Source organism: Vibrio bathopelagicus (assembly GCF_014879975.1).
Taxonomy (GTDB): Bacteria; Pseudomonadota; Gammaproteobacteria; order Enterobacterales; family Vibrionaceae; genus Vibrio; species Vibrio bathopelagicus.
Genome location: NZ_CP062500.1, coordinates 2,777,662 through 2,803,036 on the forward strand (window position 1 = coordinate 2,777,662; position 25,375 = coordinate 2,803,036).

At 43.8% G+C, this 25,375-nt stretch carries 26 protein-coding genes; 9 read left to right on the forward strand and 17 right to left on the reverse strand.

Going from position 1 to position 25,375, the window contains the following annotated elements; all coding sequences use genetic code 11:
* Positions 1-63: 63 nt before the first annotated feature.
* From lpxD to rpsB, 11 genes are all read right to left on the reverse strand, one after another.
* The gene (lpxD, locus tag IHV80_RS12255) at positions 64-1,095 is read right to left on the reverse strand and encodes a UDP-3-O-(3-hydroxymyristoyl)glucosamine N-acyltransferase (protein WP_192889227.1); all 1,032 of its coding nucleotides are present in this window, start codon (positions 1,093-1,095) and stop codon (positions 64-66) included.
* A 5-nt stretch (positions 1,096-1,100) separates the two neighbouring features.
* The gene (locus IHV80_RS12260; RefSeq protein WP_029223473.1) at positions 1,101-1,601 is read right to left on the reverse strand and encodes an OmpH family outer membrane protein; all 501 of its coding nucleotides are present in this window, start codon (positions 1,599-1,601) and stop codon (positions 1,101-1,103) included.
* Between the two features lie 27 nt (positions 1,602-1,628).
* Positions 1,629-4,034, reverse strand: a complete 2,406-nt coding sequence (bamA, locus tag IHV80_RS12265; protein WP_017107187.1) for an outer membrane protein assembly factor BamA — start codon at positions 4,032-4,034, stop codon at positions 1,629-1,631.
* Positions 4,035-4,082: 48 nt separating this feature from the next.
* Positions 4,083-5,441 carry a sigma E protease regulator RseP gene (gene rseP / locus IHV80_RS12270; RefSeq protein WP_192889228.1) on the reverse strand — a complete coding sequence of 453 codons (1,359 nt, stop codon included), beginning with the start codon at positions 5,439-5,441 and terminating at the stop codon, positions 4,083-4,085.
* Positions 5,438-6,646 carry a 1-deoxy-D-xylulose-5-phosphate reductoisomerase gene (gene ispC / locus IHV80_RS12275; protein WP_192889229.1) on the reverse strand — a complete coding sequence of 403 codons (1,209 nt, stop codon included), beginning with the start codon at positions 6,644-6,646 and terminating at the stop codon, positions 5,438-5,440. The genes rseP and ispC overlap by 4 nt, the downstream gene beginning before the upstream one ends.
* 50 nt (positions 6,647-6,696) lie before the next feature.
* Complete coding sequence (locus IHV80_RS12280; protein WP_192889230.1) at positions 6,697-7,539, reverse strand: phosphatidate cytidylyltransferase; 843 nt, start codon at positions 7,537-7,539, stop codon at positions 6,697-6,699.
* Positions 7,540-7,554: 15 nt separating this feature from the next.
* A complete protein-coding gene (locus IHV80_RS12285; RefSeq protein WP_102314158.1) occupies positions 7,555-8,307 on the reverse strand; it encodes an isoprenyl transferase in 753 nt (250 codons plus the stop codon).
* A gap of 98 nt (positions 8,308-8,405) precedes the next feature.
* Complete coding sequence (frr, locus tag IHV80_RS12290; RefSeq protein WP_029225913.1) at positions 8,406-8,963, reverse strand: ribosome recycling factor; 558 nt, start codon at positions 8,961-8,963, stop codon at positions 8,406-8,408.
* A gap of 97 nt (positions 8,964-9,060) precedes the next feature.
* Positions 9,061-9,792, reverse strand: a complete 732-nt coding sequence (gene pyrH / locus IHV80_RS12295; protein WP_009847418.1) for a UMP kinase — start codon at positions 9,790-9,792, stop codon at positions 9,061-9,063.
* Positions 9,793-9,948: 156 nt separating this feature from the next.
* On the reverse strand, positions 9,949-10,794 hold the full coding sequence (tsf, locus tag IHV80_RS12300) for a translation elongation factor Ts (protein WP_017107181.1): 846 nt from the start codon (positions 10,792-10,794) through the stop codon (positions 9,949-9,951).
* A 138-nt stretch (positions 10,795-10,932) separates the two neighbouring features.
* Positions 10,933-11,667, reverse strand: coding sequence for a 30S ribosomal protein S2 (gene rpsB, locus IHV80_RS12305; RefSeq protein WP_004734351.1), 735 nt, complete (start codon positions 11,665-11,667; stop codon positions 10,933-10,935).
* Positions 11,668-12,125: 458 nt separating this feature from the next.
* On the opposite strand from rpsB, the gene map reads away from it, so the two are divergent.
* The 3 genes from map (at position 12,126) to IHV80_RS12320 (ending at position 16,330) form a co-directional block, all read left to right on the forward strand.
* Positions 12,126-13,004: a type I methionyl aminopeptidase gene (gene map / locus IHV80_RS12310; RefSeq protein ID WP_017110387.1), complete on the forward strand. Its 879-nt coding sequence runs from the start codon at positions 12,126-12,128 to the stop codon at positions 13,002-13,004.
* A 138-nt stretch (positions 13,005-13,142) separates the two neighbouring features.
* Entirely contained in the window at positions 13,143-15,764 is a 2,622-nt protein-coding gene (gene glnD / locus IHV80_RS12315) for a bifunctional uridylyltransferase/uridylyl-removing protein GlnD (protein ID WP_192889231.1), read from the forward strand.
* 182 nt (positions 15,765-15,946) lie between these two features.
* Positions 15,947-16,330 carry a DUF3461 family protein gene (locus IHV80_RS12320; protein ID WP_004734354.1) on the forward strand — a complete coding sequence of 128 codons (384 nt, stop codon included), beginning with the start codon at positions 15,947-15,949 and terminating at the stop codon, positions 16,328-16,330.
* Positions 16,331-16,461: 131 nt separating this feature from the next.
* Here IHV80_RS12320 and truC read toward each other — a convergent pair whose 3' ends face one another.
* Positions 16,462-17,211, reverse strand: a complete 750-nt coding sequence (gene truC, locus IHV80_RS12325; protein ID WP_192889232.1) for a tRNA pseudouridine(65) synthase TruC — start codon at positions 17,209-17,211, stop codon at positions 16,462-16,464.
* A complete protein-coding gene (locus IHV80_RS12330; protein ID WP_192889233.1) occupies positions 17,211-17,525 on the reverse strand; it encodes a YqcC family protein in 315 nt (104 codons plus the stop codon). Before IHV80_RS12330 ends, truC begins: the two co-directional genes overlap by 1 nt.
* A gap of 87 nt (positions 17,526-17,612) precedes the next feature.
* Between IHV80_RS12330 and IHV80_RS12335 the strand changes: the two genes are divergently transcribed.
* Entirely contained in the window at positions 17,613-18,653 is a 1,041-nt protein-coding gene (locus tag IHV80_RS12335; RefSeq protein WP_192889234.1) for a DUF3549 family protein, read from the forward strand.
* A gap of 98 nt (positions 18,654-18,751) precedes the next feature.
* On the forward strand, positions 18,752-19,060 hold the full coding sequence (locus IHV80_RS12340; RefSeq protein ID WP_019821602.1) for a DUF3301 domain-containing protein: 309 nt from the start codon (positions 18,752-18,754) through the stop codon (positions 19,058-19,060).
* Here the strand turns inward: IHV80_RS12340 and IHV80_RS12345 are convergent.
* Positions 19,026-19,544, reverse strand: a complete 519-nt coding sequence (locus tag IHV80_RS12345; protein ID WP_192889235.1) for a GNAT family N-acetyltransferase — start codon at positions 19,542-19,544, stop codon at positions 19,026-19,028. The two genes, IHV80_RS12340 and IHV80_RS12345, sit on opposite strands and share 35 nt — an antisense overlap.
* A gap of 768 nt (positions 19,545-20,312) precedes the next feature.
* Between IHV80_RS12345 and IHV80_RS12350 the strand changes: the two genes are divergently transcribed.
* The 3 genes from IHV80_RS12350 to IHV80_RS12360 all read left to right on the forward strand — a co-directional run bounded on the left by IHV80_RS12350 (position 20,313) and on the right by IHV80_RS12360 (position 22,000).
* Positions 20,313-20,600: a hypothetical protein gene (locus IHV80_RS12350; protein WP_017110392.1), complete on the forward strand. Its 288-nt coding sequence runs from the start codon at positions 20,313-20,315 to the stop codon at positions 20,598-20,600.
* 70 nt (positions 20,601-20,670) lie between these two features.
* Complete coding sequence (locus IHV80_RS12355) at positions 20,671-21,114, forward strand: YaiI/YqxD family protein (protein WP_004734361.1); 444 nt, start codon at positions 20,671-20,673, stop codon at positions 21,112-21,114.
* A gap of 124 nt (positions 21,115-21,238) precedes the next feature.
* A complete protein-coding gene (locus IHV80_RS12360) occupies positions 21,239-22,000 on the forward strand; it encodes a MipA/OmpV family protein (RefSeq protein WP_192889236.1) in 762 nt (253 codons plus the stop codon).
* Positions 22,001-22,105: 105 nt separating this feature from the next.
* Here IHV80_RS12360 and IHV80_RS12365 read toward each other — a convergent pair whose 3' ends face one another.
* The 3 genes from IHV80_RS12365 to IHV80_RS12375 all read right to left on the reverse strand — a co-directional run bounded on the left by IHV80_RS12365 (position 22,106) and on the right by IHV80_RS12375 (position 24,464).
* Positions 22,106-23,692 (reverse strand): AbgT family transporter, encoded by a 1,587-nt coding sequence (locus tag IHV80_RS12365; protein ID WP_192889237.1) that lies wholly within the window; start codon positions 23,690-23,692, stop codon positions 22,106-22,108.
* Positions 23,693-24,078: 386 nt separating this feature from the next.
* Positions 24,079-24,204: a type B 50S ribosomal protein L36 gene (gene ykgO, locus IHV80_RS12370; protein WP_010436457.1), complete on the reverse strand. Its 126-nt coding sequence runs from the start codon at positions 24,202-24,204 to the stop codon at positions 24,079-24,081.
* Complete coding sequence (locus IHV80_RS12375; RefSeq protein WP_017086223.1) at positions 24,204-24,464, reverse strand: type B 50S ribosomal protein L31; 261 nt, start codon at positions 24,462-24,464, stop codon at positions 24,204-24,206. Before IHV80_RS12375 ends, ykgO begins: the two co-directional genes overlap by 1 nt.
* A gap of 124 nt (positions 24,465-24,588) precedes the next feature.
* On the opposite strand from IHV80_RS12375, the gene tsaA reads away from it, so the two are divergent.
* The gene (gene tsaA, locus IHV80_RS12380; protein WP_192889238.1) at positions 24,589-25,284 is read left to right on the forward strand and encodes a tRNA (N6-threonylcarbamoyladenosine(37)-N6)-methyltransferase TrmO; all 696 of its coding nucleotides are present in this window, start codon (positions 24,589-24,591) and stop codon (positions 25,282-25,284) included.
* Positions 25,285-25,375 lie beyond the last annotated feature (91 nt).

Here is a 25,375-nt window from a genome sequence, read left to right on the forward strand (position 1 = left end):
ATTAGAAGGATTATAAACGAAAAAGACTCGCTGCACGCGAGCCTTTTATTAGAAATGCTGGAATTATGATTCCGCGCTCTTCTCGATAAGTTTTTCAACGGTTTTCAAACGCTTGTTCATTTCATCAATACGATGAACTCGCGTCGCTGTTTTACGCCAGTCTTTGTTTGGCTGTAAAGGAATACCAGATGAATACATGCCTTTCTCAGTGATGCTGCGCATTACCATACCCATACCGGTAATTGTAACGCCGTCAACGATTTCAATGTGACCATTAATCACACAACCGCCACCAATAATACAGTACTTACCTATCGTAGTGCTGCCAGCTACAATTGTACCACCAGCAATTGCCGAACCATATCCGATGTGAACATTGTGAGCAATTTGAAGTTGGTTATCTAAGATAACGTTATCTTCAATCACTGTATCGTCCAACGCGCCACGGTCGATGGTAGTACACGCGCCAATTTCTACACGATTACCAACGCGAACCGAACCGACTTGAGGGATTTTAACCCACTCGCCTTTTTCGTTCGCATAACCAAAGCCATCAGAACCAATCACTGTGCTTGATTGAATCAAACACGCAGTGCCAATGATCACTTCATGATAAATGCTTACATTAGCCCACAGCTTAGTGCCAACACCAATTTGAGCATTCTTACCAATAAAACAACCGGCACCAATGATCACGTCATCACCAAGGACAACACCAGATTCAATCACAGCATTTGCACCAATAGACACGTTTTGTCCAATGGTTGCATCACCAGAGATTGAAGCTGAATCAGCAATAGCCGCAGCCGGTGCAGGAGTAATGTCCAGCGCTTGAGCAACTTTAGCAAAAGCAACATAAGGGTCATTAACCACTATTACATTGGTTTTACACAGTTCGCGTTCACTCTCTTTAACCATAATAGCGGATGCTTTACAGTCACCTAGGTGTTTGCTGTACTTCACGTTAGAAAGGAACGTAATGTTTCCTTCTAGCGCTTTATCCATAGGAGCGACCGCTGAAACAGTAATAGTACCGTCTCCGTGTAGCTCTCCCCCGGTAATCGTTGCCAATTCGGCTAAAGTCAGATTCTTCATAAAACTTATTTCAGTGCTTTAATTACTTTCTCAGAGATGTTGTATTCTGGCTTGCCATATTGCAGAGCTTGAATATCAACAATCATGTCGTAGCCTTCTTTCTCTGCAACTTTTGTTACAGCATCTTGAATCACTTTGAATAGCTTCTGCTTCTCTTGTGCTTCACGACGTTGGCTTGCTTTTTCTAGTGCTTGAGCTTTGATTTTGTACTTGCTGTCCAATTGACCGACTTCGATACGAAGTTTTTCAATTTCATCAGGACCTAGCAATTCGCCATCACGCTTAAGCTTTTCGATCTTGGTCTTAGCTTCAGCTTGGATGCTTTGAAGCTCAGCCGCTTTATCTTTGAACTCTTCCTGCATTTTTTGAAGAACAACTTCACGCTGAGGTAGAGCCTGGAATACTTGTGCAGTGTTTACATAACCCACTTTTTGCGCAGCTTCTGCAGCTGTTGCAAAGAAAGAAGAGCTAAGAACTACAAGGCCTAAACCTGCTGCTTTAATCATATTTTTCAAAATATTGTCCTTTAAATATTAGAAAGTTCTACCAATGGTAAATGTGAAGAATTCCTCATCATCACCTTCGTAAATTTTAACCGGTTTCGCTAGAGAGAAAACCAGTGGGCCCATAGGAGACATCCACTGAAGGGCTGCACCATAAGATGAACGGTAATTGGTTGGATCTGAGTAATCGTAGTAGTACTGGCTGCCACTGTTAGGTGCGCCGCGGTCTACGAACTCGGTATCCCATACACTTGCCATGTCGAAGAAGACACTGGTTCGAATTTGGCTACGCGCTTCATCAGAAGCAAACGGTGTAGGTACAATTAACTCTAAACTCGCCAAAGCAACCGCGTTACCACCAACCGAATCATCGGTAGCAGAATCGTATGTAGGGTTGTTACCCGTGCTGTTTCCGTAAACGGCTTTTGGACCAGCGGAGTTAGAACCAAAGCCACGCAGCGTTGTAAAACCACCCGCGTAGTAGTTCTCATAGAATGGGAACAAGTTATCATTACCATCCGTTTGACCATAACCATTACCATAGCCTAATCGGCCACGCATCAATAGTGTGAACTCATGCTTTTTGGTCAGCGGGATGTAATGTTTTACATCGTACTGCGCTTTGAAGTACTTAGCATCAGAGCCGGGTACGGTCATTTTAGCAAAAGCACGTTGGTGGTTACCTTCTGTAGGGAAGAAACCACGGTTAAGGTTGTTACGAGTCCAAGAGATATTGATATCGAAGTCATCGGTTAGGATGTGTTCGTCACCATATTGGTCAATACTTCTCGCGAACTGCTCAACTTGGATATAAGTCGGAACGTTACCGATCTTGTTGTGCGTGTAGCCTACGCCAAATTCGATACGGTTAAGCTCATCCACAGGAAAACCCCATGTTAGGCTCGTACCATAACTTTGGTTGGTATAGTCGACGATACCCGCTTCAGATGCTTCAAACTCGTTGTAGAAGATCTTACCGCCCAAACTCACACCATCAAGGTTCCAGTATGGGTCACGGTAGTCCAAGCTCACGTTCTTTTGGTAATCGTTCATCATGGCGCTTACACCAACACGGTTACCAGAACCAGCAAAGTTGTCTTGTTGTAGACCAACTTGGAAGCTCACACCCGATTCAGTACCGTAGCCAACACCAAAGTTAATGCTACCTGAGTTTGCTTCTTTTACGTTGTAAACCAAATCGACTTGATCGTCACTACCTGGAACACGTACTGTTTGCACATCAACCGTTTCGAAGAAACCTAAACGGTTAAGTCGGCTCTTACCAGTATCAATCGATCGAGAGTTAAGCCAGCTGCCTTCCATTTGACGCATTTCACGACGTAGAACTTCATCTTTAGTCGAGTTGTTACCCGTAAAACGAATATCACGAACGTAGATACGGCTGCCCGCTTCTACATTGATAACCAGTGAAACTTCTTTGGTCTCATCATCGAATTCAGGAATAGTACGAACTTGTGGGTAGGCATAACCTGATTCACCAAGAATTCGCTTAACGCCTTCTTCTAAAGAAGTTACAGAAGAGCCGTTGTACGTATCGCCGTCTTCAAATGGTACTAATGCATCAAAGTCAGCCTCGCGGCCAATTAGCTCACCACGAAACGCGACATCTTTAACGGTGTAGGCTTCGCCTTCATCAATACCCAGCGTGATATAAACGCCTTTCTTGTCTGGAGAGATCGCAACTTGTGTCGAATCCACCTTAAACTTAAGGTAACCACGATCAAGATAGTAAGACTTCAGTGCTTCGATATCACCCGCTAAAACTTGCTTCTGATATTTTTCATCGGCAAGGAAATTCCACCAGGCAACATCTACGTTTAGGTTAAAACGGCTCAGGAGTTCAGCATCAGAATAGACTTCGTTTCCGATAAAGTTGATTTGCTGAATCTTCGCAGATACGCCTTCAGTGAACACAAACTTAAGGTCAGAACGGTTACGTGGCAATGGAGTCACAACCGCTTTTACTGTCGCGTTGTATTTACCTACGCTGTAATAAAAATCTTCAAGACCTTTCTCGATGTTACTCAGCGTTGTACGATCAAGCGCTTCACCTTCACGAACACCAGATGCATCTAGGTTCTGTTGAAGTTGCTCTTCTTTAATCGCTTTGTTACCCGAGAATGAAATGCTTGCGATGGTCGGTCGTTCTTTTACTTGAACAATCAATACACCTTCATCACGAAGTACTTTAACGTCCTCAAAGTTACCGGAAGCATATAATGCACGAATAATCTCAGATACATCGCCTTCTTCTACTTGATCGCCAATACGCACCGGCATTTTCAGTAGAGCTGCACCAAGTGCAACACGTTGTAAACCTTCGATCTTAATATCTTGAACTACAAAGTTTTGTGCTCCGTTCGCAGCCACACTAGTGGCCAATAGACTTGCGAACAGAATTTGCTTAATCGCCATACTTATTCTAATTATTCCTTGCTACTAACAATGCCTGTAAGAAACCATTCACAGACGAGTAAAATCGTTAAATATTGCCAGAGCCATCAAAGAGAAGATAATTGCACTTCCCAGTCGATACCCTATTTCCTGAACTTTCTCAGGGACGGGTTTACGAGTAATGGCTTCAATAGCGAAAAAGAGCAAATGTCCGCCATCAAGCATAGGCAGCGGAACCAAATTAATGATACCTAAGTTAACACTGATCAAAGCCAAAAAGCCCAAGAAGTAAACCAGACCATAATCGGCGGTTGTACCTGCACCTTTAGCAATCGAAATAGGGCCACTTAGGTTATTTAAGCCAACATCACCAACGATGAGCTTTTTAAGCATTGTCAGCGTCAAACCAATGATCTGACCTGTTTTATCAAATGCTTTTCCTACAGACTCAATTACACCAAATTGTAACTCAAAGCGATAATCTTCTGGCCATTCTGCGACTTCTGGAGCAATACCCGCATAGCCGATTGTTGAACCATCAGAAAGCTCGCGACTTTTTGGAGTAAGAACCAATTGCTGCTTCACACCATTTCGCAACACACTGACGTTTATCGAGGTTTCCGGATTCGCTCGAATTAACTCAACAACCGATTGCCACTGTTCAATAGGTTGCTCATTAATTTCGACAATCTTATCACCCGCTTCGAATCCTGCAGAGTAAGCAGCACCGTCTTCAATAATTTGAGCGAGCGTTGTCGATATTTCGGGCGAATACGGTCTAAAACCAAGCGTTGTCATTGCAGATTCAGTTTCTGGGTTAAACGACCAGTCTGAAATGTCCAATGTCACTTGTTGCTCAAAACCAATATCATCTGGAGAAGAAACCGTTACTGTCATGGATTGATCACCTATATGTGATATCAAACCCATGTTTACTGATTCCCAATCTGCGGTTTTGATTCCTGAAATAGATTTAAGTTCCATTCCACTTTCAATTCCGGCTTGTGCCACGATAGATTGAGGAGTGACCTCTCCAATTACCGGTTTAACCGCTGGTACACCGATCAAAAATACTAACCAATATGCGAACACCGCAAAGATAAAGTTAAATGCAGGACCTGCACCCACTATCGCTGTTCGTTTCCATAACGGCTTCTTATCAAAAGCGTATTGCTGTTCTTCGTCAGAAAGGTCGTCAACACGACCATCAAGCATTTTAACGTAGCCGCCTAATGGAATCACTGACAAGCTGTATTCCGTGCCATCGCGGCCAACTTTGCTCCAGATTGATTTACCAAAACCAATCGAAAACTTTTCGACTTTTACACCACAGCGACGAGCAACCCAGAAGTGTCCAAACTCATGAACAGCGACCAGAATGCCAAGCGCTACAATAAAAGATGCGAAGTTCCATAGAATTCCACTCATGCTAGCTGCTCTTTAATAAATTGAATGGCTATTTGACGAGACATATTATCGAGCTCAAGAAGGCTTTCCAAGCTATCTAAGCCCTCAGAGTTATATTGTTCACATACTTTGCTCATAACATGCTCGTTAATGATAGCAATATCGGTAAACTTCACTTGATTGTTCAAGAAAGCATCGACTGCAACTTCGTTTGCCGCATTAATTGCTGTTGTCGCATGCTGACCTAAGTAGCACGCTTCGATCGCTAATCTCAAACATGGGTAACGAGTTAAATCAGGCTCTAAGAATGTCAATTCACCAATCTTAGTGAAGTCCAATGGCTTAACACCCGCTTCAGTACGATCAGGGTAAGACATGGTCAGAGCGATGGGTGTCGCCATATCGGGCTCGCCCATTTGAGCCAGTACCGAGCCATCTTTGTACTGAACCATTGAATGAATCACAGACTGAGGGTGGATAATGACTTTGAGTTGCTCTTGAGAGGCATTAAATAACCACTTAGCCTCAATGTACTCTAAGCCTTTATTCATCATAGTTGCTGAATCAACAGAGATCTTAGGTCCCATTGACCAGTTAGGGTGTGCAATAGCGCGCTCAGGAGTAACAGATTCAAGCTCTGCAACATCGGTATAGCGGAAAGGACCGCCAGAACCCGTCAAGAGAATATGGTTGATACCGTTCTCTTCCATATTACAACGACCTAGATTAGTTTGTACGTTTTGCGGTAGGCATTGAAAGATAGCATTGTGTTCACTATCGACAGGAAGTAGCTCAGCGTCATATTTTTCTACTGCGTCGATGAACAGCTGTCCTGACATCACTAAGGCTTCTTTATTAGCCAGTAAGATACGTTTGCCAGCTTTAACTGCCGACATAGTAGGAAGCAGACCAGCCGCCCCAACAATCGCGGCCATCACAGTATCGACTTCTTTTAAAGAAGCGACCTGACACATCCCTTCAGAGCCAGAGAGCACCTCTGTTTTAGGATGGCTGGCAGACAATATTTCAGCTAATCGAGACGCTGCATCTGGGCACGCCATAGCTACGTAGCTAGGGTTCCACTTTTCAACTAACGCCAACATCTTGTCGACATTCGAACCTGCTGCTAGTGCGACAACTGAATAGAGCGTCGGGTTTTTCTCAACCACTTTCAGTGTACTTGCACCGATAGAGCCTGTAGCACCAAGGATAGTTAGATTTCGCATCGCATATGACCGTAGAAATGTAATAAAGGGCAGAATCACTGCCCTTTTTATTAGAATGCTAAATAAAGCAGAGCAAAGACAGGGAATGCAGCCGTTAAGCTATCTATTCTATCAAGTATACCACCATGACCAGGAATCAGATTACTGCTGTCTTTGACCCCGGAAACACGCTTAAACATGCTTTCAACAAGGTCACCAAGAACAGAGATAACAACCGTCACGAGGGTGATAACAATCATGTGAAGAGGACTGGTAAACTGGATATCAAACAAATCAGCAAAGATCCAAGCCACGATCACCGCAGTAATAATACCGCCAATAAGACCTTCAATCGTCTTATTTGGGCTTACCGCTGGCGCCATCTTACGCTTACCAAAGCTCTTGCCTGAGAAGTATGCGCCGCTATCTGCAGCCCACACTAGCAAGCAAACAAACATCACTAGCTTTGCACCATGGTAAGGATCCGCATCGATACCGTTAGCGCGCAGAATCACCACACTCCAAAAGAATGGCAGCAGAGTAAGTAATCCAAAGCCGTGTCTAAGAATAGAAGAGTCTTTCCATGCTGGCATAGACTTAGGATAAGTCACCGCCATACCACTCGCTATCACCCACCAAATCGATCCAATACTAAGAATGGCGTAGTGAGCACTAGAAAGGTTATTAAGGCTAAATGCATCAAAAGGGATAAAAGCAAAACTGGCAGCACTAACCACAACCGTTGGAATCAACGCTAAATAACGTGATTTGCTTTCAACAAACTGAGTCCACTCCCAAAAACCCAATAGCGTGATTACCGCTAATGAAAGTATAAATGTGGGAAGTGATAACTCGAAAATACCTAGAATAACTAGGGGAGCCAAAATCAACGCCGTAATAATTCGTTGTTTCAAACCAAAAAATCCTTATTAACTGTCCATCAGAGCTTTAATTTGCTCACCAGTGCATCCAAAACGACGCTCACGGTTTACAAACCAAGTCACAGCTTCTACTAAGCTGTCTTCATTAAAGTCTGGCCAGAATTGTTCAGTGAAATACATTTCAGCGTAAGCCAATTGCCAAAGCATAAAGTTGCTAATACGACATTCACCACTGGTACGAATCAGCAGATCAACTTCAGGAATATCAGACATTGTTAGGTGCTGTGTAATCATAGCTTCATCAATGTCTTCTACATTAATATCACCAGACTTTACCTGCTGAGCAATAGAGGTCATTGCTTGCTGAATATCCCATTTACCGCCGTAGTTAGCAGCAATATTGATAACCATACCGGTATTGGCGCTAGTCAAAGCCTCGGCTTCTTCTATCTTCTTTTGTAGTCGATCATTGAAACGACTTTTATCACCAATAACACGAAGTTGTAGATTATTCTTATGAAGCTTTTTTACTTCACTAGAGAGGACTGAGATAAACAGTTCCATCAAAATACCGACTTCTTCTTCTGGTCGACGCCAGTTCTCGCTGCTAAATGCAAAAAGTGTAACAGCTTTAATGCCAAGTCTGGCAGCAGAAGAGATGGTTTTTCGAACGGCTTGAACACCGTTTTTATGGCCAAAGACGCGAGGTTTGCCCTGAGCTTTTGCCCAGCGGCCATTACCATCCATAATGATAGCAATGTGTTTAGGAAGAGAGTCTGTGAACGCTTGAGAATTATGCATAAAAGAGTGAATCAAATTCTAATAGTCGAACAGAGTAGCATAAAAAAACGCTGAACAGTGAGTACAGCGTTTTTCCGGTAAGTAAAGAATATGGGAAATTAAACTTCCATCAACTCTTTTTCTTTCGTAGCTAGAACTTCATCTACGTTCTTAACAGCAACGTCAGTTAGCTTTTGAATTTCGTCTTGTGCTTTACGATCTTCATCTTCAGAAATTTCTTTGTCTTTCAGAAGTGCTTTAAGATCACCATTCGCGTCACGACGGATGTTACGGATAGCAACACGGCCACCTTCAGCTTCGCCACGAACGATTTTAACTAGGTCTTTACGACGCTCTTCCGTTAGCGGTGGAAGTGGAACACGGATAACTGTACCAGCAGACATAGGGTTTAGGCCTAGGTCAGACGACATGATTGCTTTTTCAACAAGAGGCGTCAGTGTTTTATCAAATACAGTGATCGCTAGAGTACGTGCGTCTTCAGCAATAACGTTAGCAACTTGGGTCAAAGGCGTTGGTGCACCGTAGTACTCAACAGTCAGACCAGAAAGTAGGCTCGGGTGTGCACGACCTGTACGAATCTTTTGCAGGCTGTTTTTTAGTGCATCAACACTTTTTACCATGCGCTCTTGAGCGTCTTTTTTGATTTCGTTAATCACAATTTCACCTTGATTATGTTCTTTCTTCAAGAAAGCTTTTTATTTGGAGTGATAAGGATAAGCTTACCAAAGTGTAAACCTCAGTAAGCCCGAAAAATTAGTCAGCATCGCTGATTAATGTACCTTCAGTTTCACCCATAACCACGCGGCGTAGTGCGCCTGGTTTATTCATATTAAATACACGGATTGGCATTTTGTGATCACGTGCTAGCGTAAATGCAGCCAAATCCATTACTTTCAATTCTTTCTCAAGAATCGTGTTGTAAGACAAAGTATCATACAGCTCTGCGTCTGGGTTTGCTACTGGGTCAGCAGTAAATACACCATCTACTTTCGTCGCTTTTAGAACTACGTCAGCTTCGATTTCGATACCACGTAGACACGCAGCAGAATCTGTAGTGAAGAATGGGTTACCAGTACCTGCAGAGAAGATCACAACGCGACCTTGACGCAGTTGGCTGATTGCATCTGCCCAGTTGTAATCGTCACACACACCTTTAAGAGGGATTGCAGACATTACACGTGCGTTTACGTAAGCACGGTGTAGAGCGTCACGCATTGCAAGGCCGTTCATTACCGTTGCAAGCATACCCATGTGGTCACCAACAACGCGGTTCATACCTGCTTCAGCAAGGCCTGCGCCACGGAAAAGGTTACCGCCACCGATAACAACACCTACTTGAACACCTAGTTCAACCAATTCTTTTACTTCTTGAGCCATACGATCAAGGATCGTCGGGTCAATACCAAAACCTTCTTCGCCTTGTAGTGCTTCACCGCTAAGTTTTAACAGAATACGTTGATACGCCGGTTTAGGGTTCGTAGTCATGGAGTTTACCTTCCAAAGAGTTGATGATTAACAGTCATGGATAAAAACTGATTAGCTCAGTTCGCATTCATAACAGCTAAAAGCCAAAAATAATTCACTATTCATAAAAAGACCGCAGCATATGCCACGGTCTTTTTTCAATCAATACGCTAAGGATTAACCTTGTTGTACCGCTGCAACTTCGTCTGCGAAGCTCATTTCAGCAGCTTTCTCGATACCTTCACCAACTTCTAAACGAACGAAGGTAGTAACTGATGCGCCTTTCTCTTTAAGAATGTCAGCAACAGTTTTCTTAGGTTCCATGATGAAAGCTTGACCAGTAAGAGATACTTCGCCCGTGAATTTCTTCATACGGCCGATAACCATTTTCTCAGCGATCTCTTGTGGTTTGCCTTCGTTCATAGCGATTTCAACTTGAACAGCTTTTTCTTTTTCTACTACGTCAGCAGGTACGTCAGATGGGTTAACGTACTCAGGCTTAGAAGCAGCAACGTGCATAGCGATGTGCTTAAGCGTTTCAGCTTCGCCTTCACCAGCAACAACAACACCGATTTTCTCGCCGTGACGGTAAGAAGCTAGTGCAACACCTTCAACAAGCTCAACACGACGGATGCTGATGTTCTCACCGATCTTAGTTACTAGAGCGATACGTGCGTCTTCAAACTTAGCTTGAAGAGCTGTGATGTCTAGACGTTCAGCTAGAGCCGCTTCAGCAACTTCGTTAGCGAATGCAAGGAAACCTGCATCTTTAGCTACGAAATCAGTTTGGCAGTTCACTTCAAGAAGAGCAGCAACGCCAGCTTCTTCTTTAATGATGATTGTGCCTTCTGCAGCAACGTTACCAGCTTTTTTAGCTGCTTTCGCTGCGCCAGATTTACGCATATTTTCAATTGCTAGCTCGATGTCGCCTTCAGCAGCAACAAGCGCTTTTTTACATTCCATCATGCCCGCTGCTGTGCGTTCACGAAGTTCTTTAACTAGAGCTGCAGTTACAGTTGCCATTCTCTATTCCTTAGTAAATTCTAAAAAAGATAAAAAACAGGGGCCTAATTAATTGGCCCCTGATATTGACTGTATTTAGTCCGTTAAGCCATCGATTATGACCGCTTAATATGAACTAAATATGGCTCAGAGCCGCTATTATTCAGCTTCTACGAAACCGTCTTTTTCAGCAGCAGCAGCGATAACAACATCTTTGTTACGGCCTTCTTTAACCGCGTCAGCAGCAGCGTTAAGGTAAAGCTGTACTGCACGGATTGCATCGTCATTACCAGGAATGATGAAGTCAATGCCGTCTGGGTTAGAGTTAGTATCAACTACAGCGTAAACTGGGATACCTAGGTTGTTAGCTTCTTTAACTGCGATGTGTTCGTGATCAGCATCGATTACGAATAGAGCGTCAGGTAGGCCGCCCATGTTCTTGATACCACCAAGAGATTTCTCTAGCTTCTCCATTTCACGAGTACGCATTAGAGCTTCTTTCTTAGTAAGCTTGTCGAAAGTACCGTCTTGAGCTTGCGCTTCAAGTTCTTTCAGACGCTTGATAGACTGACGAACAGTTTTGTAGTTCGTTAGCATACCGCCTAACCAGCGGTTGTTAACGTAAAACTGGTTGCTGTTGATAGCAGCTTCTTTAACAGCTTCAGATGCAGCGCGCTTAGTACCAACAAAAAGAACTTTACCTTTCTTCTCACCAACTTTAGCGATTTCTGCTAGAGCTTCGTTGAACATTGGTACAGTTTTTTCTAGGTTGATGATATGAACTTTGCTACGAGCACCAAAGATGAATGGCTTCATTTTTGGGTTCCAGTAACGAGTTTGGTGACCGAAGTGAACACCAGCTTTAAGCATATCGCGCATTGATACAGTTGCCATTTTAAAATCCTCTATGGGGTTAGGCCTCCACACTCCCCATGAATCCGACCCCTAACAACTAACCACTTTTTCAGCCGTTATCTGTGTTGTTGAGGCACCCCGGAACATGTGTCGGAATGTGTGTGATTTAAAGATATAAGTTAGTGGACACGAAGCTTGTTTCGCCAATTGGAGAAAACAGTCCTGATGTCCGGCGCGCTTTATACCATATTTTGTCCATCTATGGCTAGAAAAAAATATAAAAATGGCGGTTGCTATACTGATCTTTGACGCTGTATTTCTCTTATAAATAGTATCAATAACGCAAGAGGCAATCGGCTTAAAGTTGAACACTATTCAATCACGCTTAGTAGTATCCACCAGCATTGTATGGGTATCAGAATGTTGCGCTAAATTGCTGCACTGCTAGAATAGCCCCAATATGCACACTTAGGTGCTACCAAATTAAGAGATATGCAATGGCTGTAAAAATTAAAACTGCTGAAGAAATTGAAAAAATGCGCGTTGCCGGTAAGCTGGCTTCTGAAATTCTAGAGATGATTGAACCTCATATCCAAGTAGGTACCACGACAGAAGAACTGAATAAGATCTGTCATGAGTACGCTCTAGAAAGAGGCGCATACTCAGCACCACTTGATTACCACGGTTTCCCTAAGTCAATCTGTACGTCTATCAACCACATCGTGTGTCACGGTATTCCAGCATCACAAGATGAGACTGGTAGCACAGGTCAATTCAAACCTGCAGTATTGAAAGATGGCGATATTCTAAACGTTGATATCACTGTGATTGTTCCTGATGACGAAAATGCAGACCTAAGCACTCGTCCGCAAGGTTACCACGGTGACACATCTAAGATGTTCCTTGTGGGTGAAGTTTCTCCAGCAAACAAACGTCTATGTATGGTTGCTCAAGAAGCACTTTACGAAGGCATGCGCCAAGTAAAACCTGGTGTTCAGTTGGGTCAAATCGGTACGGCTATCGAGAAGTACATCAAAACCAACAATAAGAACAACCCACGCGCTAAGTTCTCTATTGTTAAAGATTACTGTGGCCACGGCATCGGTTCTGAGTTCCATGAAGATCCACAAGTGGTTCACTACAAAAACAGTGACCGTACCGTACTGAAAGCTGGCATGTGTTTCACAATCGAGCCAATGATCAACGCAGGTAAGTTTGGCTGCCGTCTTGATGACGAAGATAGCTGGACAGTGTACACAGCAGACAGCAAGAACTCAGCACAATGGGAGCACACACTGGTTGTAACTGAGACAGGTTGTGAAGTACTGACACTACGCAGCGATGACACGATTCCACGTATCATGAAGAACGCTTAGTTCAACAGGCTGAAACATCAGACTTTTAAAAATATCCTCGCATTGTCGGGGATATTTTTTTATCTGCGTAATTTCGATTTTCCATCACCTTCTGTTAAATTGTTAAATACTCTCATTTGCTTGCACGGATAGCAGACTATGCCTTATCAATGCCCTCTTACGTTCAATGACGAACAAATTGAAATCTGCGAATTAAAAAATCAACTCGAAATCTTCACGCAGTACCAAAAAGATGAATTTCTCAATCATCACCCAGTGACAGACTTAGTGTTGCTACGCTCTGAATATATGGATTTGCTCCTCAACCGATTATGGGATCATTTTGGATTCAGCAAACTGCCTCATATTGCGTTGGTCGCTGTGGGTGGTTATGGTCGCGGTGAACTGCATCCGTTATCCGACATTGATATCTTAATCGTATCGCAAAAGACGCTACCTCCAGCGCTTGGTGAAAAAGTCAGTCAGTTCATCACGCTACTTTGGGATTTGAGACTCGAAGTTGGCCATGCGGTACGCACCATTGCCGAATGTATTGAAATTGGTAGTGATGACTTAACCGTTGCGACTAACCTGCAAGAGTCGCGTTTACTGTGTGGCAGTGAAGACACCTTCCAAGAGCTGAAACTAAAGATTCATTCCGATTCATTTTGGCCAAGTGAGACATTTTACAAAGCCAAGATTCAAGAGCAAAGAGAGCGTCATGCTCGCTACCACGACACCACCTACAACCTAGAACCGGACATCAAATCAACACCCGGTGGGTTAAGAGACATCCACACTCTGAGTTGGGTAGCACGTCGCCATTTTGGTGCCACATCTCTACTGGAGATGAGCAAATACGGATTCCTAACCGATGCCGAATATCGCGAACTCGTCGAGTGCCAAGATTTTTTATGGCGCGTTCGCTTTGCATTGCATATCGAACTACGCCGTTACGACAACCGTCTTACCTTCGCTCATCAGGCTCAAGTAGCAGAACACCTTGGTTATACTGGTGAAGGCAATCGTGGCGTAGAAATGATGATGAAGGAGTTCTACCGCACACTTCGTCGTGTAGCAGAGCTCAACAAGATGCTGCTTAAACTGTTTGACCAAGCGATCATTAACGGCGGTCAAACACAAGAAGCGGAGATTCTCGACAACGATTTTCAACGTCGAGGCTCACTGATCGAAGCGCGTAAGCCTGCCCTATTCCAAGCTCGTCCAGAAACGATTCTCGATATGTTTATCCATATCGCTAACGACTCTTCCATCGAAGGGGTCAGCCCGCCAACCTTGCGACAGCTGCGTACGGCACGTCGCCGATTGAACCGCTTCCTGCATACCATTCCTGAAGCCCGTGACAAGTTCATGGACTTGGTTCGTCACCCAAATGCACTGCACAAAGCTTTTAGCCTGATGCATAAACTGGGTGTGCTATCGGCCTATTTGCCACAGTGGAGTCAAATTGTTGGTCAAATGCAGTTTGATCTGTTCCATGTTTACACCGTCGATGAACACAGTATTCGTCTTCTGAAACACATCAACCGTTTTAACCAAATTGAAAACCACGATAAGCATCCAATTTGTTGTGAAGTTTACCCGAGAGTTCAGAAAAAAGAGCTGCTGATCCTCGCCGCTATCTTCCATGATATAGGTAAAGGTCGCGGTGGTGATCACTCGGAAATCGGCGCAGTTGAGGCTTACTCCTTCTGTATCGAGCACGGATTATCAAAACCAGAAGCAAAACAAGTCGCATGGCTCGTTCAGAACCACCTGTTGATGTCTGTCACCGCCCAACGCCGTGATATCTACGACCCTGATGTCATTACCGAATTCGCGAAGAAGGTTCGTGATGAAGAGTCATTAGAGCTGCTGGTGTGCCTAACCGTCGCCGACATATGTGCGACGAACCCGGAACTATGGAACAGCTGGAAACGCACCCTGTTAGCTGAACTATTCCATTCGACGCAACGTGCACTGCGCCGTGGCTTGGAAAACCCAGTCGATGTCAGAGACCGTATTCGTCACAATCAACAGATGGCATCAGCTCTGTTACGTAAAGAAGGCTTCACTGCTCGTGAGATTGAAGTACTTTGGCAACGTTTCAAAGCCGATTACTTCTTACGTCACACACATAAGCAAATCGCTTGGCACTGTGAGCACTTACTTCGTCTAGAAGACCCAAGCCAACCGTTAGTTTTGATCAGTAAAAAAGCGACACGCGGTGGCACTGAGGTGTTTGTTTACTGTAAAGATCAAGCCGCACTTTTTGCGACCGTGGTGGCTGAGCTCGATAGACGCAACTTCAACGTTCATGACGCGCAAGTCATGGTCAGTAAAGATGGCCATGTTTTGGATACCTTTATCGTACTCGATCAGCATGGTGAAGCGATTGATGAAGCGAGACACAAAGCCGTTGCTAAGCATCTGACTCATGTATTGGCTGATGGCCGACCGACTAAGATTAAGACGCGTCGCACGCCACGTAACTTGCAACACTTTAAGGTCAAAACCTTAGTTGAGTTCCTACCAACAAAGAGCAAAAAGCGTACCTTGATGGAGTTAAGAGCCCTTGATACACCGGGGTTATTAGCTCAAGTCGGTGCAACCTTTGCCGAACTAGACATCAACTTGCACGGAGCGAAAATTACCACCATAGGTGAGCGAGCTGAGGATTTGTTTATTCTAACCAGTGAAGCGGGTGGAAGACTGTCTGAAGAACAAGAACAGGCGCTAAGAGAACGATTAACCGAACACGTTTCGGAACTCGCCCCTTAGAAAGCGAATTGAGTGCTAGAAGCGGGTTTAATAACCAAATAAGTGTGGGCAAAGATAGAGAGCGATCTTGCCCACAACTTACAATCAATTCACAGATATCAACTATCTAGCTCGTCGTTAGGCTGCTACATTGATCAAGTCAATTACATAAAAGTATTACATTCATAACCTAGAGGTCGCTTATGTATCCAAACCTCACTGGCTTAGGTATCCACGAACCTAAACAGATTGAACGTTACTCCCTTCGCCAAGAAGCGCACAAAGATATCCTGAAGATTTACTTTCGTAAGCAGAAAGGTGAACTGTTCGCGAAAAGCGTTAAGTTTAAGTACCCACGACAAGTAAAAAGTGTGCTTGTTAGCGGTGGTAATAATCAATACAAAGAAGTGACAGAGATTAACCGCAACCTCACTCTTGTGATTGATGAGCTCAACAAGATCACTAAACCTACACCAACGGCTGAGGTGGATGTGAAGCAGAAGATCCTTACCGACTTACGCCACCTAGAGAAAGTGGTATCAAGTAAGATCGCTGAGATCGAAGCCGATCTAGAAAAGCTAAAATGATCCCGCGATTAACGGCTAACTAGCCAACATTAGTTATGCCGTTAAGGTCGTACAGACATCAAAAAGGGCTGATATCACTATCAGCCCTTTGTTTTTTATTCTATTTTCTTTATTCACTTAAACGCGTGTGATTACTTAGACAAACATGTTTGAGCATCAATTAAGTTGGTATCCCACTCAAAGGTTTCAAATAACCTTAACCACGTTTCATCTAGGCTGGCCTTCATCACTAACTCTTTTTTAGTGAAAGGATGAATGAAACGCAACTCAGAAGCATGCAGCAACAGACGGTGTGAGTCTAAATCATCACGAAACAGTCGGTTATGCTGACCATCACCATGCGAAGTATCGCCAACGATTGGATGTCTTAGATGAGCCATGTGACGACGCAGCTGATGTTTACGTCCTGTCTTTGGCATCATCTCAACTAAGCAGTAACGACTGGTAGGAAAACGGCCTGTTGAATACGGCACTTCAACTTTCGCTAACGGCTCGTAAACAGTGACGGCCTCTTGTGGTTCTTTATCTTCTTTCGCGAACTTGTCTGCGATCTTATCCAACTCGACCTTGAGTGCATAATCGAGCGTATCGCCCTCTTCTATCCAACCACGAACAATCGCATGATAAGTCTTTTGCATCTCATGGTTGGCGAACATCGGCATCACCTCAGAAGCAACCTCACTCGACAGTGCAAACACCAACACACCAGATGTTGGTCGATCTAAACGATGCAAAGGAAATACGTGCTGACCAATTTGATCGCGCAGTGTCTGCATAACAAATTGAGTCTCGTGTTTATCCAACCATGAGCGATGCACTAGCATACCCGCAGGCTTATTCACCGCGACAAAATACTCATCTTGATAAATGATCTCTAACATTACGCGCATACCTCATCAATACTCAGAATCGTCACTAGCAGTTCAGCTTTGTCTGCCTCATTTTTCCACACTTCACCAAAATAGGGATGAATCGCAAAGCCTTTCGGTAGGCTCATTTGGGCATGCATCATTACGTTGATCTTTACGATAAAGATCCACTGCAACCACTCTTCCGGTTGTAGCAAATCAATCGCGAAAGGTTCAACACTTGCAAGCGCCTCATCCGAGGGTGGAAGCGTGCTCCACAGAGAACAGTGGCGCATTTGTTGTTCTAATTGTTGAAGTAAAAGAGGTAACTTTGTGGCAGCTGTCATTTTTCACCAAGTTATTTATCTAGTGACCTTGAAATTGGGGCATAGAGTACCATCTATTTAGGAAAGAAAGTTAGGAGCTTTATTACTATGGAAACCATTCACACGCTCACTCAGTTGCTAAAGAATAGCGGTTGCCAATACGACATCTACGACTTAGGTCGTCGTATCCAGAAAATCGACAACACCCTATTCTCTGATGTTGAGCAAGGGAAACAGCCATACCCGTTTCCACTTCAGAAACAAGCTCACTTAGCCATTAGCTACTGGAACGAACACAAACAGCCATGGATTTGGTTTCTAAAATTCAAACTGGACGAAAGAGGCCTATTACATCAAGGCGATGTGGGTAATTTTCTTAAGTTTGTTATCGAAGCAATGGGCACGCGTTTGAACGGTGATATCAGCGAAGAGCAACAACAAAAGCTGTCAAACAACCCTTATACCTTTAAGCCTTCTGAAGACAAAATGGCCGTATTCCATAGCCAAGTAAGAGCAGGTTTAGACTTAGCGACGAGCCAATATTACGAACACGCTCAACATTACTTCACTGGTGAGCTTGGTTGGGATAATTGGAAAACGGTTGGTCTACAAGGCATCACAGATATGTGCGCGCGTTTAGGAAGCCAACAAAACGGTGTATCAATTCGCAAAGCCATTAATAAGCTGCCATCAGAACCGCTATACGCAACGTTAGGTGCGCTTGAACATACACAAATCAATGACAAACTCGCGCAACGCTTACAAGAGCTTGCAGAGCATGAGATCGCAAGTAAAGAGCCTGATTTATTCTTACTTTCAGCCTTGGTTCGTGCCCTTTCCGGTGCAGAACAAAGGATCGCGAATAACATCATTAACCAAGTTCTGGCTAGTCCACGCTTGAGTCACCAAGAAGTGTTGATTGGTTTAGCGGGTCGCAGCTGGCACGCGCTGCAAGACCCTGCGATTGCTGAGCAATTCTTGCTGCGTCTCGCACAAACGGGGAATCAAAACCTGTTCAATCAGTTATTTGCAGATTTAGTGATGATTCCGACACTAAGAATGGTATTTTTACCCTTGTTGAATTCGAACCCATCACCTGAGCTCGCAAACGCATTAATTGAGTTACAACAAGCGACTAAGTCTCAATAACGGACTGACGACTAATTCAAGAGCGGGCTTGCTCTAGAGCTCGTTGAAATACGCTGTAATTACAATTGGAATAGAGATAAAAAGGAAGTATGGATTAAATGATAGATAACTTATTGGCTATTTTGTTTCTGTGCTTCTTTTGCTTTTTATTTTGGCAGCAGCGCAGGCAATCAGAGCTTGCGAAAGCTGCCATTGCGAGAAAGTGTAAAGAGCTAGACCTGCAATTATTAAGTGTCGCCTTCAGTGGTCATAAACTTAAGATGCGCCATGAGCTAACGACCATTTGGCGCTGGCATACTGTGTACCAATTTGAGTTTTCCGCATTAGGTGATGACCTGTACCAAGGAAAACTGACAATGGTAGGCTTCCGCTCTATGCGGTTTGAGCTACAGCCTCATAGAATGTAACGTCGCAATACGCGGTATAACTATATTCATGAAAAGGGCCAAACTGATCTTGTTTGGTCTCTTTAAATGCAAAGCCTAACTTTTCGAGTAACTTAATCGATGGGTTATGGCCGACATTAACGGTCGCGACAACATTCGTTAGGTGCTCTTCAAAGCACACCAAACTAAAAAAAGGTTTTAGCACTTCGCTAGCAAGGCCTTGATTCCAAAACTCCTTGTCTAGAATAAATCCCAGTTCATGCTTCCCTTCCTCAGACGAAACAAACAAATGTCCAAGGTATTCACGGGTCTGGTTATGGATAATTGCACGACAGAAACCGACGTTGTCGTTCAGTATTTCTTGAAATAGGTGTTTTGCAGAGGCAATAGAGTGCGGCCCGTTCATTTCCGCACGATTAATGGGGCAGCAATTCAACTTGATAAAGTCGTGTTGTAGCTGTTCAGTATAAGGTACTAACAGCGTTCTTGAGGTTGCTATCGTCATAAAACACTCCTTGTGTTGACCATTAGCAGAAAAGCAAATGTCGCGCTCTTAGATAAAAGCTCCTGAATTAAAGAGAGCCCCTAGATAGAGAAAAGCCTCAGATAAAGAAAAGCCCCGACACCGAAGTGTCAGGGCTAGGGTCTTACTCGCAGCAGTCCGGCTACTAATAAATGCTCCATGCATCATCCATAATAGTGGCTGTAATCCTTCAGCTCTTTCCTTTACTTCGCCGTCCTAGCGGTGTCCAATCATCCTGAAAGCTAACGATCCTAGTTAGCGCACATCACTTGTTCCGTGAGCGGTGTCCTTTACATCGTCCTGATGCTAATCCAACCCTTTAAATCCTAAAGGTGTCCATTGTCATTCCGTTGCAGCCAACTTCCTGTTAACTGAATGTATCCCTACAATGTCCTTACGCTCCATGCTTGACCACTCAATCCTAAGTAACCAAATCTTCATCCTGAAGATAACCAAATCCTTGGGGCTTTCCTGTTCCGTGTCAGAATCCTTCCGACAAGGTTTAATTTACGCGATTTAGGATTTCGGACAATAGATTTGCATCACATTTTGAATTCAAGAAAGTTGTTAATTATATAAAACAATTAAAATTCAAAAGCTTAACCATATGCATATCAATCTCTCTAGATAACTATTTGTGTTATCTCACAGCCTTTGTAAGAGATCTCTCACACGCGATGGGCTGTTTTATGATTCGCTATCATTCACTGGAGCGAGTAAAATGACAAAATACTAAAAATGGAGGTCAACATGCTGACAAAAGATGTGTCTGAAGAGTTGAAATCAGTGCTTGAAGGACTGCAAGCACAAGGGAAAGAGCCAACAGTTGCTTTAGTGAAAGCTCGTATGAGTACATCCGTTCCAATGCCGGCTTTGATTACAACCATCAAGAGCTGGAAAAGCGCGAATCGCGTACCTAAAGTGGAAGTCGCGACACAAGAAGAGCCGGCACTTGATCGCGTTAGCCAACTGGAAAAGCAAATCCTTGAACTTACCGCTCGCGTTGCCACGCTTGAAGCTAAGTTAACTGAACAGTAAGTTAACTGGTCAATAAGGCAACTGAGCAATAAGTTGACCGATAAATAAGCTAACAGAGAAATAGAACACTATGAAGATATGGGTTGATGCGGACGCTTGTCCCAAGGTTATCCGAGAAACAATCGTACGTGCAGCTGAGCGCACAGGGGTGGAATGTACCTTTGTCGCGAACCATTTGGTTCCCGTTCCCAAGCGTAATAACATTCATTCAATTCAAGTACCAAGCGGATTTGATATTGCAGATGATGAAATAGTAAAACGCACTGAACCCGGCGATCTAGTGATTACCTCTGACATCCCTCTGGCTGATGAAGTGATCACCAAAGGTGCGCTTGCTTTAAGCTCTCGCGGCGAGCTTTACACCAAAGAAACCATCAAAGCGCGTCTCAACATTCGTGATTTTATGGATACTATGCGTTCAAGTGGTATTCAAACTGGCGGACCAAGCACCCTTTCTCAAACCGACCGTCGTGAGTTCGCAAACCACCTCGATCGCCTGCTAGCTAAACGCTAACCGCTAACCGCAGTATTTGAATGACGGCAACTTTAGAAGTCGTCTCTTAATCGCTGTAGCCCCGATGAAATTTTAATCGACATACTCCGTTCTTGATATTTATTACAATAACGGAGTATTGCTTATGATTCGTCGAATCACCCTCTCACTATCCATTGTTTTTTGCAGCACCCAAGTTTCTTTTGCTGATGAAGGCTTTGCCGATGAAAACTTTGCAGATAAAGAGTTCGGAATCATCGGAGGCAGCATCACCTATGGTGAAAGTGTATTCTCCACTAAAAGTTCTCCTCAATTCGGAGTAACACCCAACCTATTCTATTCCGGCCCGAAAGGCTTTATTGATGGCAGCCTAGCCAATTGGCAACTGCTGCCTTTTGTCGGGCTATCTGGAAATTGGCGCTTTGCTGAAGTGTCAGACACTTTTGTGGACCTACCTAACGGCATTCAAGACAGAGATGGCAATGGAGAGTTAGGGATAACCTTAGGCACGGTAGGTGCACGCCTCACCTATTTACACGATGTGACCTCAGAGCATAACGGCTACGAAGTTCAGCTTCACTTAGGTAGAACGTTAGAAACCTGGACACAGCCATTCACTATCACGCCCTACATAGAAATCGACTATCGAGACAAAAAGCTCTCAAATCATCTTTACAGTATTTCCAACGCCGAAGCTTCATACTCAGGACTGAATCAGTTTGATTCTGGGTCGACGTTTGTTTATCAAGCGGGGTTAATCGGGCTCTATGAGTTCACGCCAACTTGGATTGGTATCACTCGAGCAGACTTGATTCATCACGACAGCGACAGCGACAGCGTGTTGATACAACGAGACTTGGGCTGGTCATTCGAACTAGGCGTCACCTATCGGTTTGCGGGATTGTAAGGTTACTCACTCAAACAAAAAGAGCCTGCATTGATGCAGGCTCTTGGGTATATCGTCTTTTATTCAGTTAATAAGCGATTCGAAATGTTCGCCTATCACAGTTCACTAAGGCGTGTAGTACGTTGCAGCGCCTGGACCTACTGGTAGACCGAATACGAAGACCCATAGGTAGAACAAGATACTCCAACCGAACATGAATACCATTGAGTAAGGCAACATTGTCGCGATCAGTGTACCGATACCTAGGTTCTTCATGTAGCGAGTTGCTACGGCAAGGATAAGACCGAAGTAGCTCATCATTGGTGTAATGATGTTCGTTGTTGAATCACCGATACGGTAAGCCGCTTGAATCGTTTCAGGTGCGTAGCCTACTAGCATTAGCATTGGAACGAAGATTGGCGCCGTTACTGCCCACTGTGCAGAAGCTGAACCGATCATCAGGTTAATGAAACCACACATTAAGATGAATGCGAAGAACAACATTGGACCCGTTAGGCCGATATCCTGAAGGAATGTTGCGCCACCTACAGCGACCACTTGACCAAAGTTCGTCCACTTAAAGAAAGCAACAAACTGTGCAGCAAAGAATACAAGAACGATGTACATGCCCATTGAAGACATAGACGTTGCCATTGCATTAATCACATCACGGTCATTCTTCATTGAACCAGTAACTTTGCCGTAAACAAAGCCAGGAATAGCAAAGAATACAAAGATAAACGCGACAATACTTTTCAGGAATGGAGAACCTGAAATCGTACCTGCCTCTGAACGTAGAACACCGTCTGCAGGAACCACAGTCCAAGCTAAAAGAGCACTCACGATTAATACAGCAACACCTGCAAGCTTAAGGCCTTTCTTCTCAACAGCAGTCAGCTTACCCATTGAGTCATTTGAAAGATCTTCAGATGCGTCTTCGTCATTGTATTTACCCAGTTTAGGTTCAACAATCTTCTCAGTTACCAATGCACCGGCAATCGAGATAAAGAAAGTCGAAACAAACATGAAGTACCAGTTTGATTCAGGGCCAACAGAGTAAGATGGATCAAGCATTTGTGCTGCTGTTTCTGTAATACCAGAAAGCAGTGGGTCAACCGTACCGATAAGTAGGTTTGCAGAATAGCCACCAGATACACCAGCAAATGCTGCCGCCAGACCTGCTAATGGGTGACGACCCAATGAGTGGAAAAGCATTGCTGCAAGAGGGATAAGTACTACGTAACCAAGCTCTGAAGCCGTGTTAGAGATAATACCGGCAAATACCACGGTTACAGTAACCATGCGCTGAGATGCACCCATTACCATGCCGCGCATTGCCGCAGATAATAGACCTGAGTGTTCAGCAATCGCAACACCTAGCATTGCAACAAGCACGGTACCAAGTGGCGCAAAGCCAACAAAGTTCTTAACTAAATTAGTTACGATGAGTTGTAAGCCTTCAGCATTAAGCAAGCTTACAACGTGGATCATGCCATCAGCAGCACGACCGCTAGCACCTTCTGGGCGAGGATCCATTACAGATACTTCGAAGTAACCAGCAATTCCTGAAGAGACTAGGATTGCGACACAGAAGATTGCGAAAAGAGTGATTGGGTGGGGTAAAAGGTTCCCCAAATATTCAACGCCATCGAGAAAGCGGGTAAAAATAGGTTTCTTTGGCGAGTTGTTTTTTATTGAAGCTGATGAACTCATCAGTTCCCTCCTTGTAGTGATTCCTGTGCAATTGTGACAAAAATGTTCAAATTGCCAGCGAAGAGTACGCGACAAAATTATCAATTAGAAATTCAAAATGTTACAAAATGTGTAACAAACGATGATTTTTAACTCTATTAAAACAATTAATTAGCAAATAAATCTACATTAAACACAAAAACCAGATTTATAATTCACAACAATGCATTCACTAGAAATATAACTCACAATATAACCCATTGATTCATTTGAAAATAAAACACACCATACCCTAAAATCACAATCAATATCCGGTCAGGTTCCTCTCGAAGGAAAAGAAAAACAGGCAAATGAATGAAGTTTGACTTTCCCCTCGTTTTTACACACGTGTCACATCATATTGACGGTTATTTTTGAACCGCTTTAAACCTTGGATTGGATTTACAGATGACATAGTGACGCCCTCTGCGCTTAACTATCTGGCAATCTGGGTGACGGCTTTTCGCACTTTTAAGTGATTTAACAACTTTCATTATTTAACTCCCTTACCTAATTGACCAAAACGACGAGTAAAGTTAGCAACACGCCCCTCTTTATGTAGCACTCTCTGTTTACCCGTATAGAAAGGATGCGATTTTGCAGACACTTCAATCGTGAAATAAGGGTAAGTATTGCCATCTTCCCATTCGATAGTACGCTCTGTTTTCAACGTTGAGCCAATCAAAAAGTACTCATCAACACTAGTGTCGTGGAACACTACTGTGCGGTAGTCCGGGTGAATATTCGGTTTCATTGTATTTCCCTAAATAATTAAATCGATACGTTATAACATCCCAAATGATAATTATTATCAAAAGAAAGACAAGCGATTTTGTGATATTTTTCCGCCATAGATCGTAATTAGAGAACGTCCACTCATGTACTCCATTGAACCTATTGGCTTTATAGAGTCTCCCTATAAAGAGAAGTTCGCGGTACCAAGGCAGCCTAGATTGGTGCCCACATCCACCTCAAGAGTCAGGCTGGTTGACGCAGCAAACTGTCTTGAGTCTGTTCGTGATATTGAGCAATTTAGCCATATGTGGTTGTTGTTTTTGTTCGATAAGAACCTTGAAGCAGGATGGAAACCAACAGTGAGGCCACCTCGACTTGGCGGTAATGAACGTATCGGTGTTTTTGCATCGCGTGCCACTTTTAGGCCGAATGGAATAGGCATGTCTGCGGTTGAGCTCAAAGGTGTGTCTCAAGAAAAGGGACAAACTTGGTTAGACTTGGGCAGTGTTGATCTCGTTGATGGTACGCCTATCATCGACATCAAACCTTATATCCCCTACTCGGATTCGATTCCCGATGCTCTAGGAGGGTTTGCCGCCGATGAACCTGAAGTGTTAGATGTGAACTTCTCGCAGCAAGCCCAAAGTAAGCTGTCTGGTCACCCACAGGCGCGCCATATCATTCAGGTGATCAAAGAAGTGCTAGGCCAAGATCCAAGACCCGCCTATAAGAAAGGCAAGCCAGACAGTAAGGAATATGCGGTAAATTTGTTCGATCTTAACGTGAAATTCGTTGTTGAAACGCTTTTCATCAATGTTACCGACATTGAACGCTTTTGAGATCCCAAATAGGCTGATATTATATGCGGCTATATCAGATTTGCTGTCGTAACTAACTGCAGCAAATTTTCTTTTATCAATGATGAAACGG

What these genes read in the sequence shown, in the direction of transcription:
- lpxD (WP_192889227.1), bottom strand. Translation starts at nt 1,095, where the DNA reads ATGAAGAATCTGACTTTAGCCGAATTGGCAACGATTACCGGGGGAGAG.
- IHV80_RS12260 (WP_029223473.1), bottom strand. Translation starts at nt 1,601, where the DNA reads ATGATTAAAGCAGCAGGTTTAGGCCTTGTAGTTCTTAGCTCTTCTTTC.
- bamA (WP_017107187.1), bottom strand. Translation starts at nt 4,034, where the DNA reads ATGGCGATTAAGCAAATTCTGTTCGCAAGTCTATTGGCCACTAGTGTG.
- rseP (WP_192889228.1), bottom strand. Translation starts at nt 5,441, where the DNA reads ATGAGTGGAATTCTATGGAACTTCGCATCTTTTATTGTAGCGCTTGGC.
- ispC (WP_192889229.1), bottom strand. Translation starts at nt 6,646, where the DNA reads ATGCGAAATCTAACTATCCTTGGTGCTACAGGCTCTATCGGTGCAAGT.
- IHV80_RS12285 (WP_102314158.1), bottom strand. Translation starts at nt 8,307, where the DNA reads ATGCATAATTCTCAAGCGTTCACAGACTCTCTTCCTAAACACATTGCT.
- pyrH (WP_009847418.1), bottom strand. Translation starts at nt 9,792, where the DNA reads ATGACTACGAACCCTAAACCGGCGTATCAACGTATTCTGTTAAAACTT.
- tsf (WP_017107181.1), bottom strand. Translation starts at nt 10,794, where the DNA reads ATGGCAACTGTAACTGCAGCTCTAGTTAAAGAACTTCGTGAACGCACA.
- rpsB (WP_004734351.1), bottom strand. Translation starts at nt 11,667, where the DNA reads ATGGCAACTGTATCAATGCGCGATATGCTTAAAGCTGGTGTTCACTTC.
- map (WP_017110387.1), top strand. Translation starts at nt 12,126, where the DNA reads ATGGCTGTAAAAATTAAAACTGCTGAAGAAATTGAAAAAATGCGCGTT.
- glnD (WP_192889231.1), top strand. Translation starts at nt 13,143, where the DNA reads ATGCCTTATCAATGCCCTCTTACGTTCAATGACGAACAAATTGAAATC.
- IHV80_RS12320 (WP_004734354.1), top strand. Translation starts at nt 15,947, where the DNA reads ATGTATCCAAACCTCACTGGCTTAGGTATCCACGAACCTAAACAGATT.
- truC (WP_192889232.1), bottom strand. Translation starts at nt 17,211, where the DNA reads ATGTTAGAGATCATTTATCAAGATGAGTATTTTGTCGCGGTGAATAAG.
- IHV80_RS12330 (WP_192889233.1), bottom strand. Translation starts at nt 17,525, where the DNA reads ATGACAGCTGCCACAAAGTTACCTCTTTTACTTCAACAATTAGAACAA.
- IHV80_RS12335 (WP_192889234.1), top strand. Translation starts at nt 17,613, where the DNA reads ATGGAAACCATTCACACGCTCACTCAGTTGCTAAAGAATAGCGGTTGC.
- IHV80_RS12340 (WP_019821602.1), top strand. Translation starts at nt 18,752, where the DNA reads ATGATAGATAACTTATTGGCTATTTTGTTTCTGTGCTTCTTTTGCTTT.
- IHV80_RS12345 (WP_192889235.1), bottom strand. Translation starts at nt 19,544, where the DNA reads ATGACGATAGCAACCTCAAGAACGCTGTTAGTACCTTATACTGAACAG.
- IHV80_RS12350 (WP_017110392.1), top strand. Translation starts at nt 20,313, where the DNA reads ATGCTGACAAAAGATGTGTCTGAAGAGTTGAAATCAGTGCTTGAAGGA.
- IHV80_RS12355 (WP_004734361.1), top strand. Translation starts at nt 20,671, where the DNA reads ATGAAGATATGGGTTGATGCGGACGCTTGTCCCAAGGTTATCCGAGAA.
- IHV80_RS12360 (WP_192889236.1), top strand. Translation starts at nt 21,239, where the DNA reads ATGATTCGTCGAATCACCCTCTCACTATCCATTGTTTTTTGCAGCACC.
- IHV80_RS12365 (WP_192889237.1), bottom strand. Translation starts at nt 23,692, where the DNA reads ATGAGTTCATCAGCTTCAATAAAAAACAACTCGCCAAAGAAACCTATT.
- ykgO (WP_010436457.1), bottom strand. Translation starts at nt 24,204, where the DNA reads ATGAAAGTTGTTAAATCACTTAAAAGTGCGAAAAGCCGTCACCCAGAT.
- IHV80_RS12375 (WP_017086223.1), bottom strand. Translation starts at nt 24,464, where the DNA reads ATGAAACCGAATATTCACCCGGACTACCGCACAGTAGTGTTCCACGAC.
- tsaA (WP_192889238.1), top strand. Translation starts at nt 24,589, where the DNA reads ATGTACTCCATTGAACCTATTGGCTTTATAGAGTCTCCCTATAAAGAG.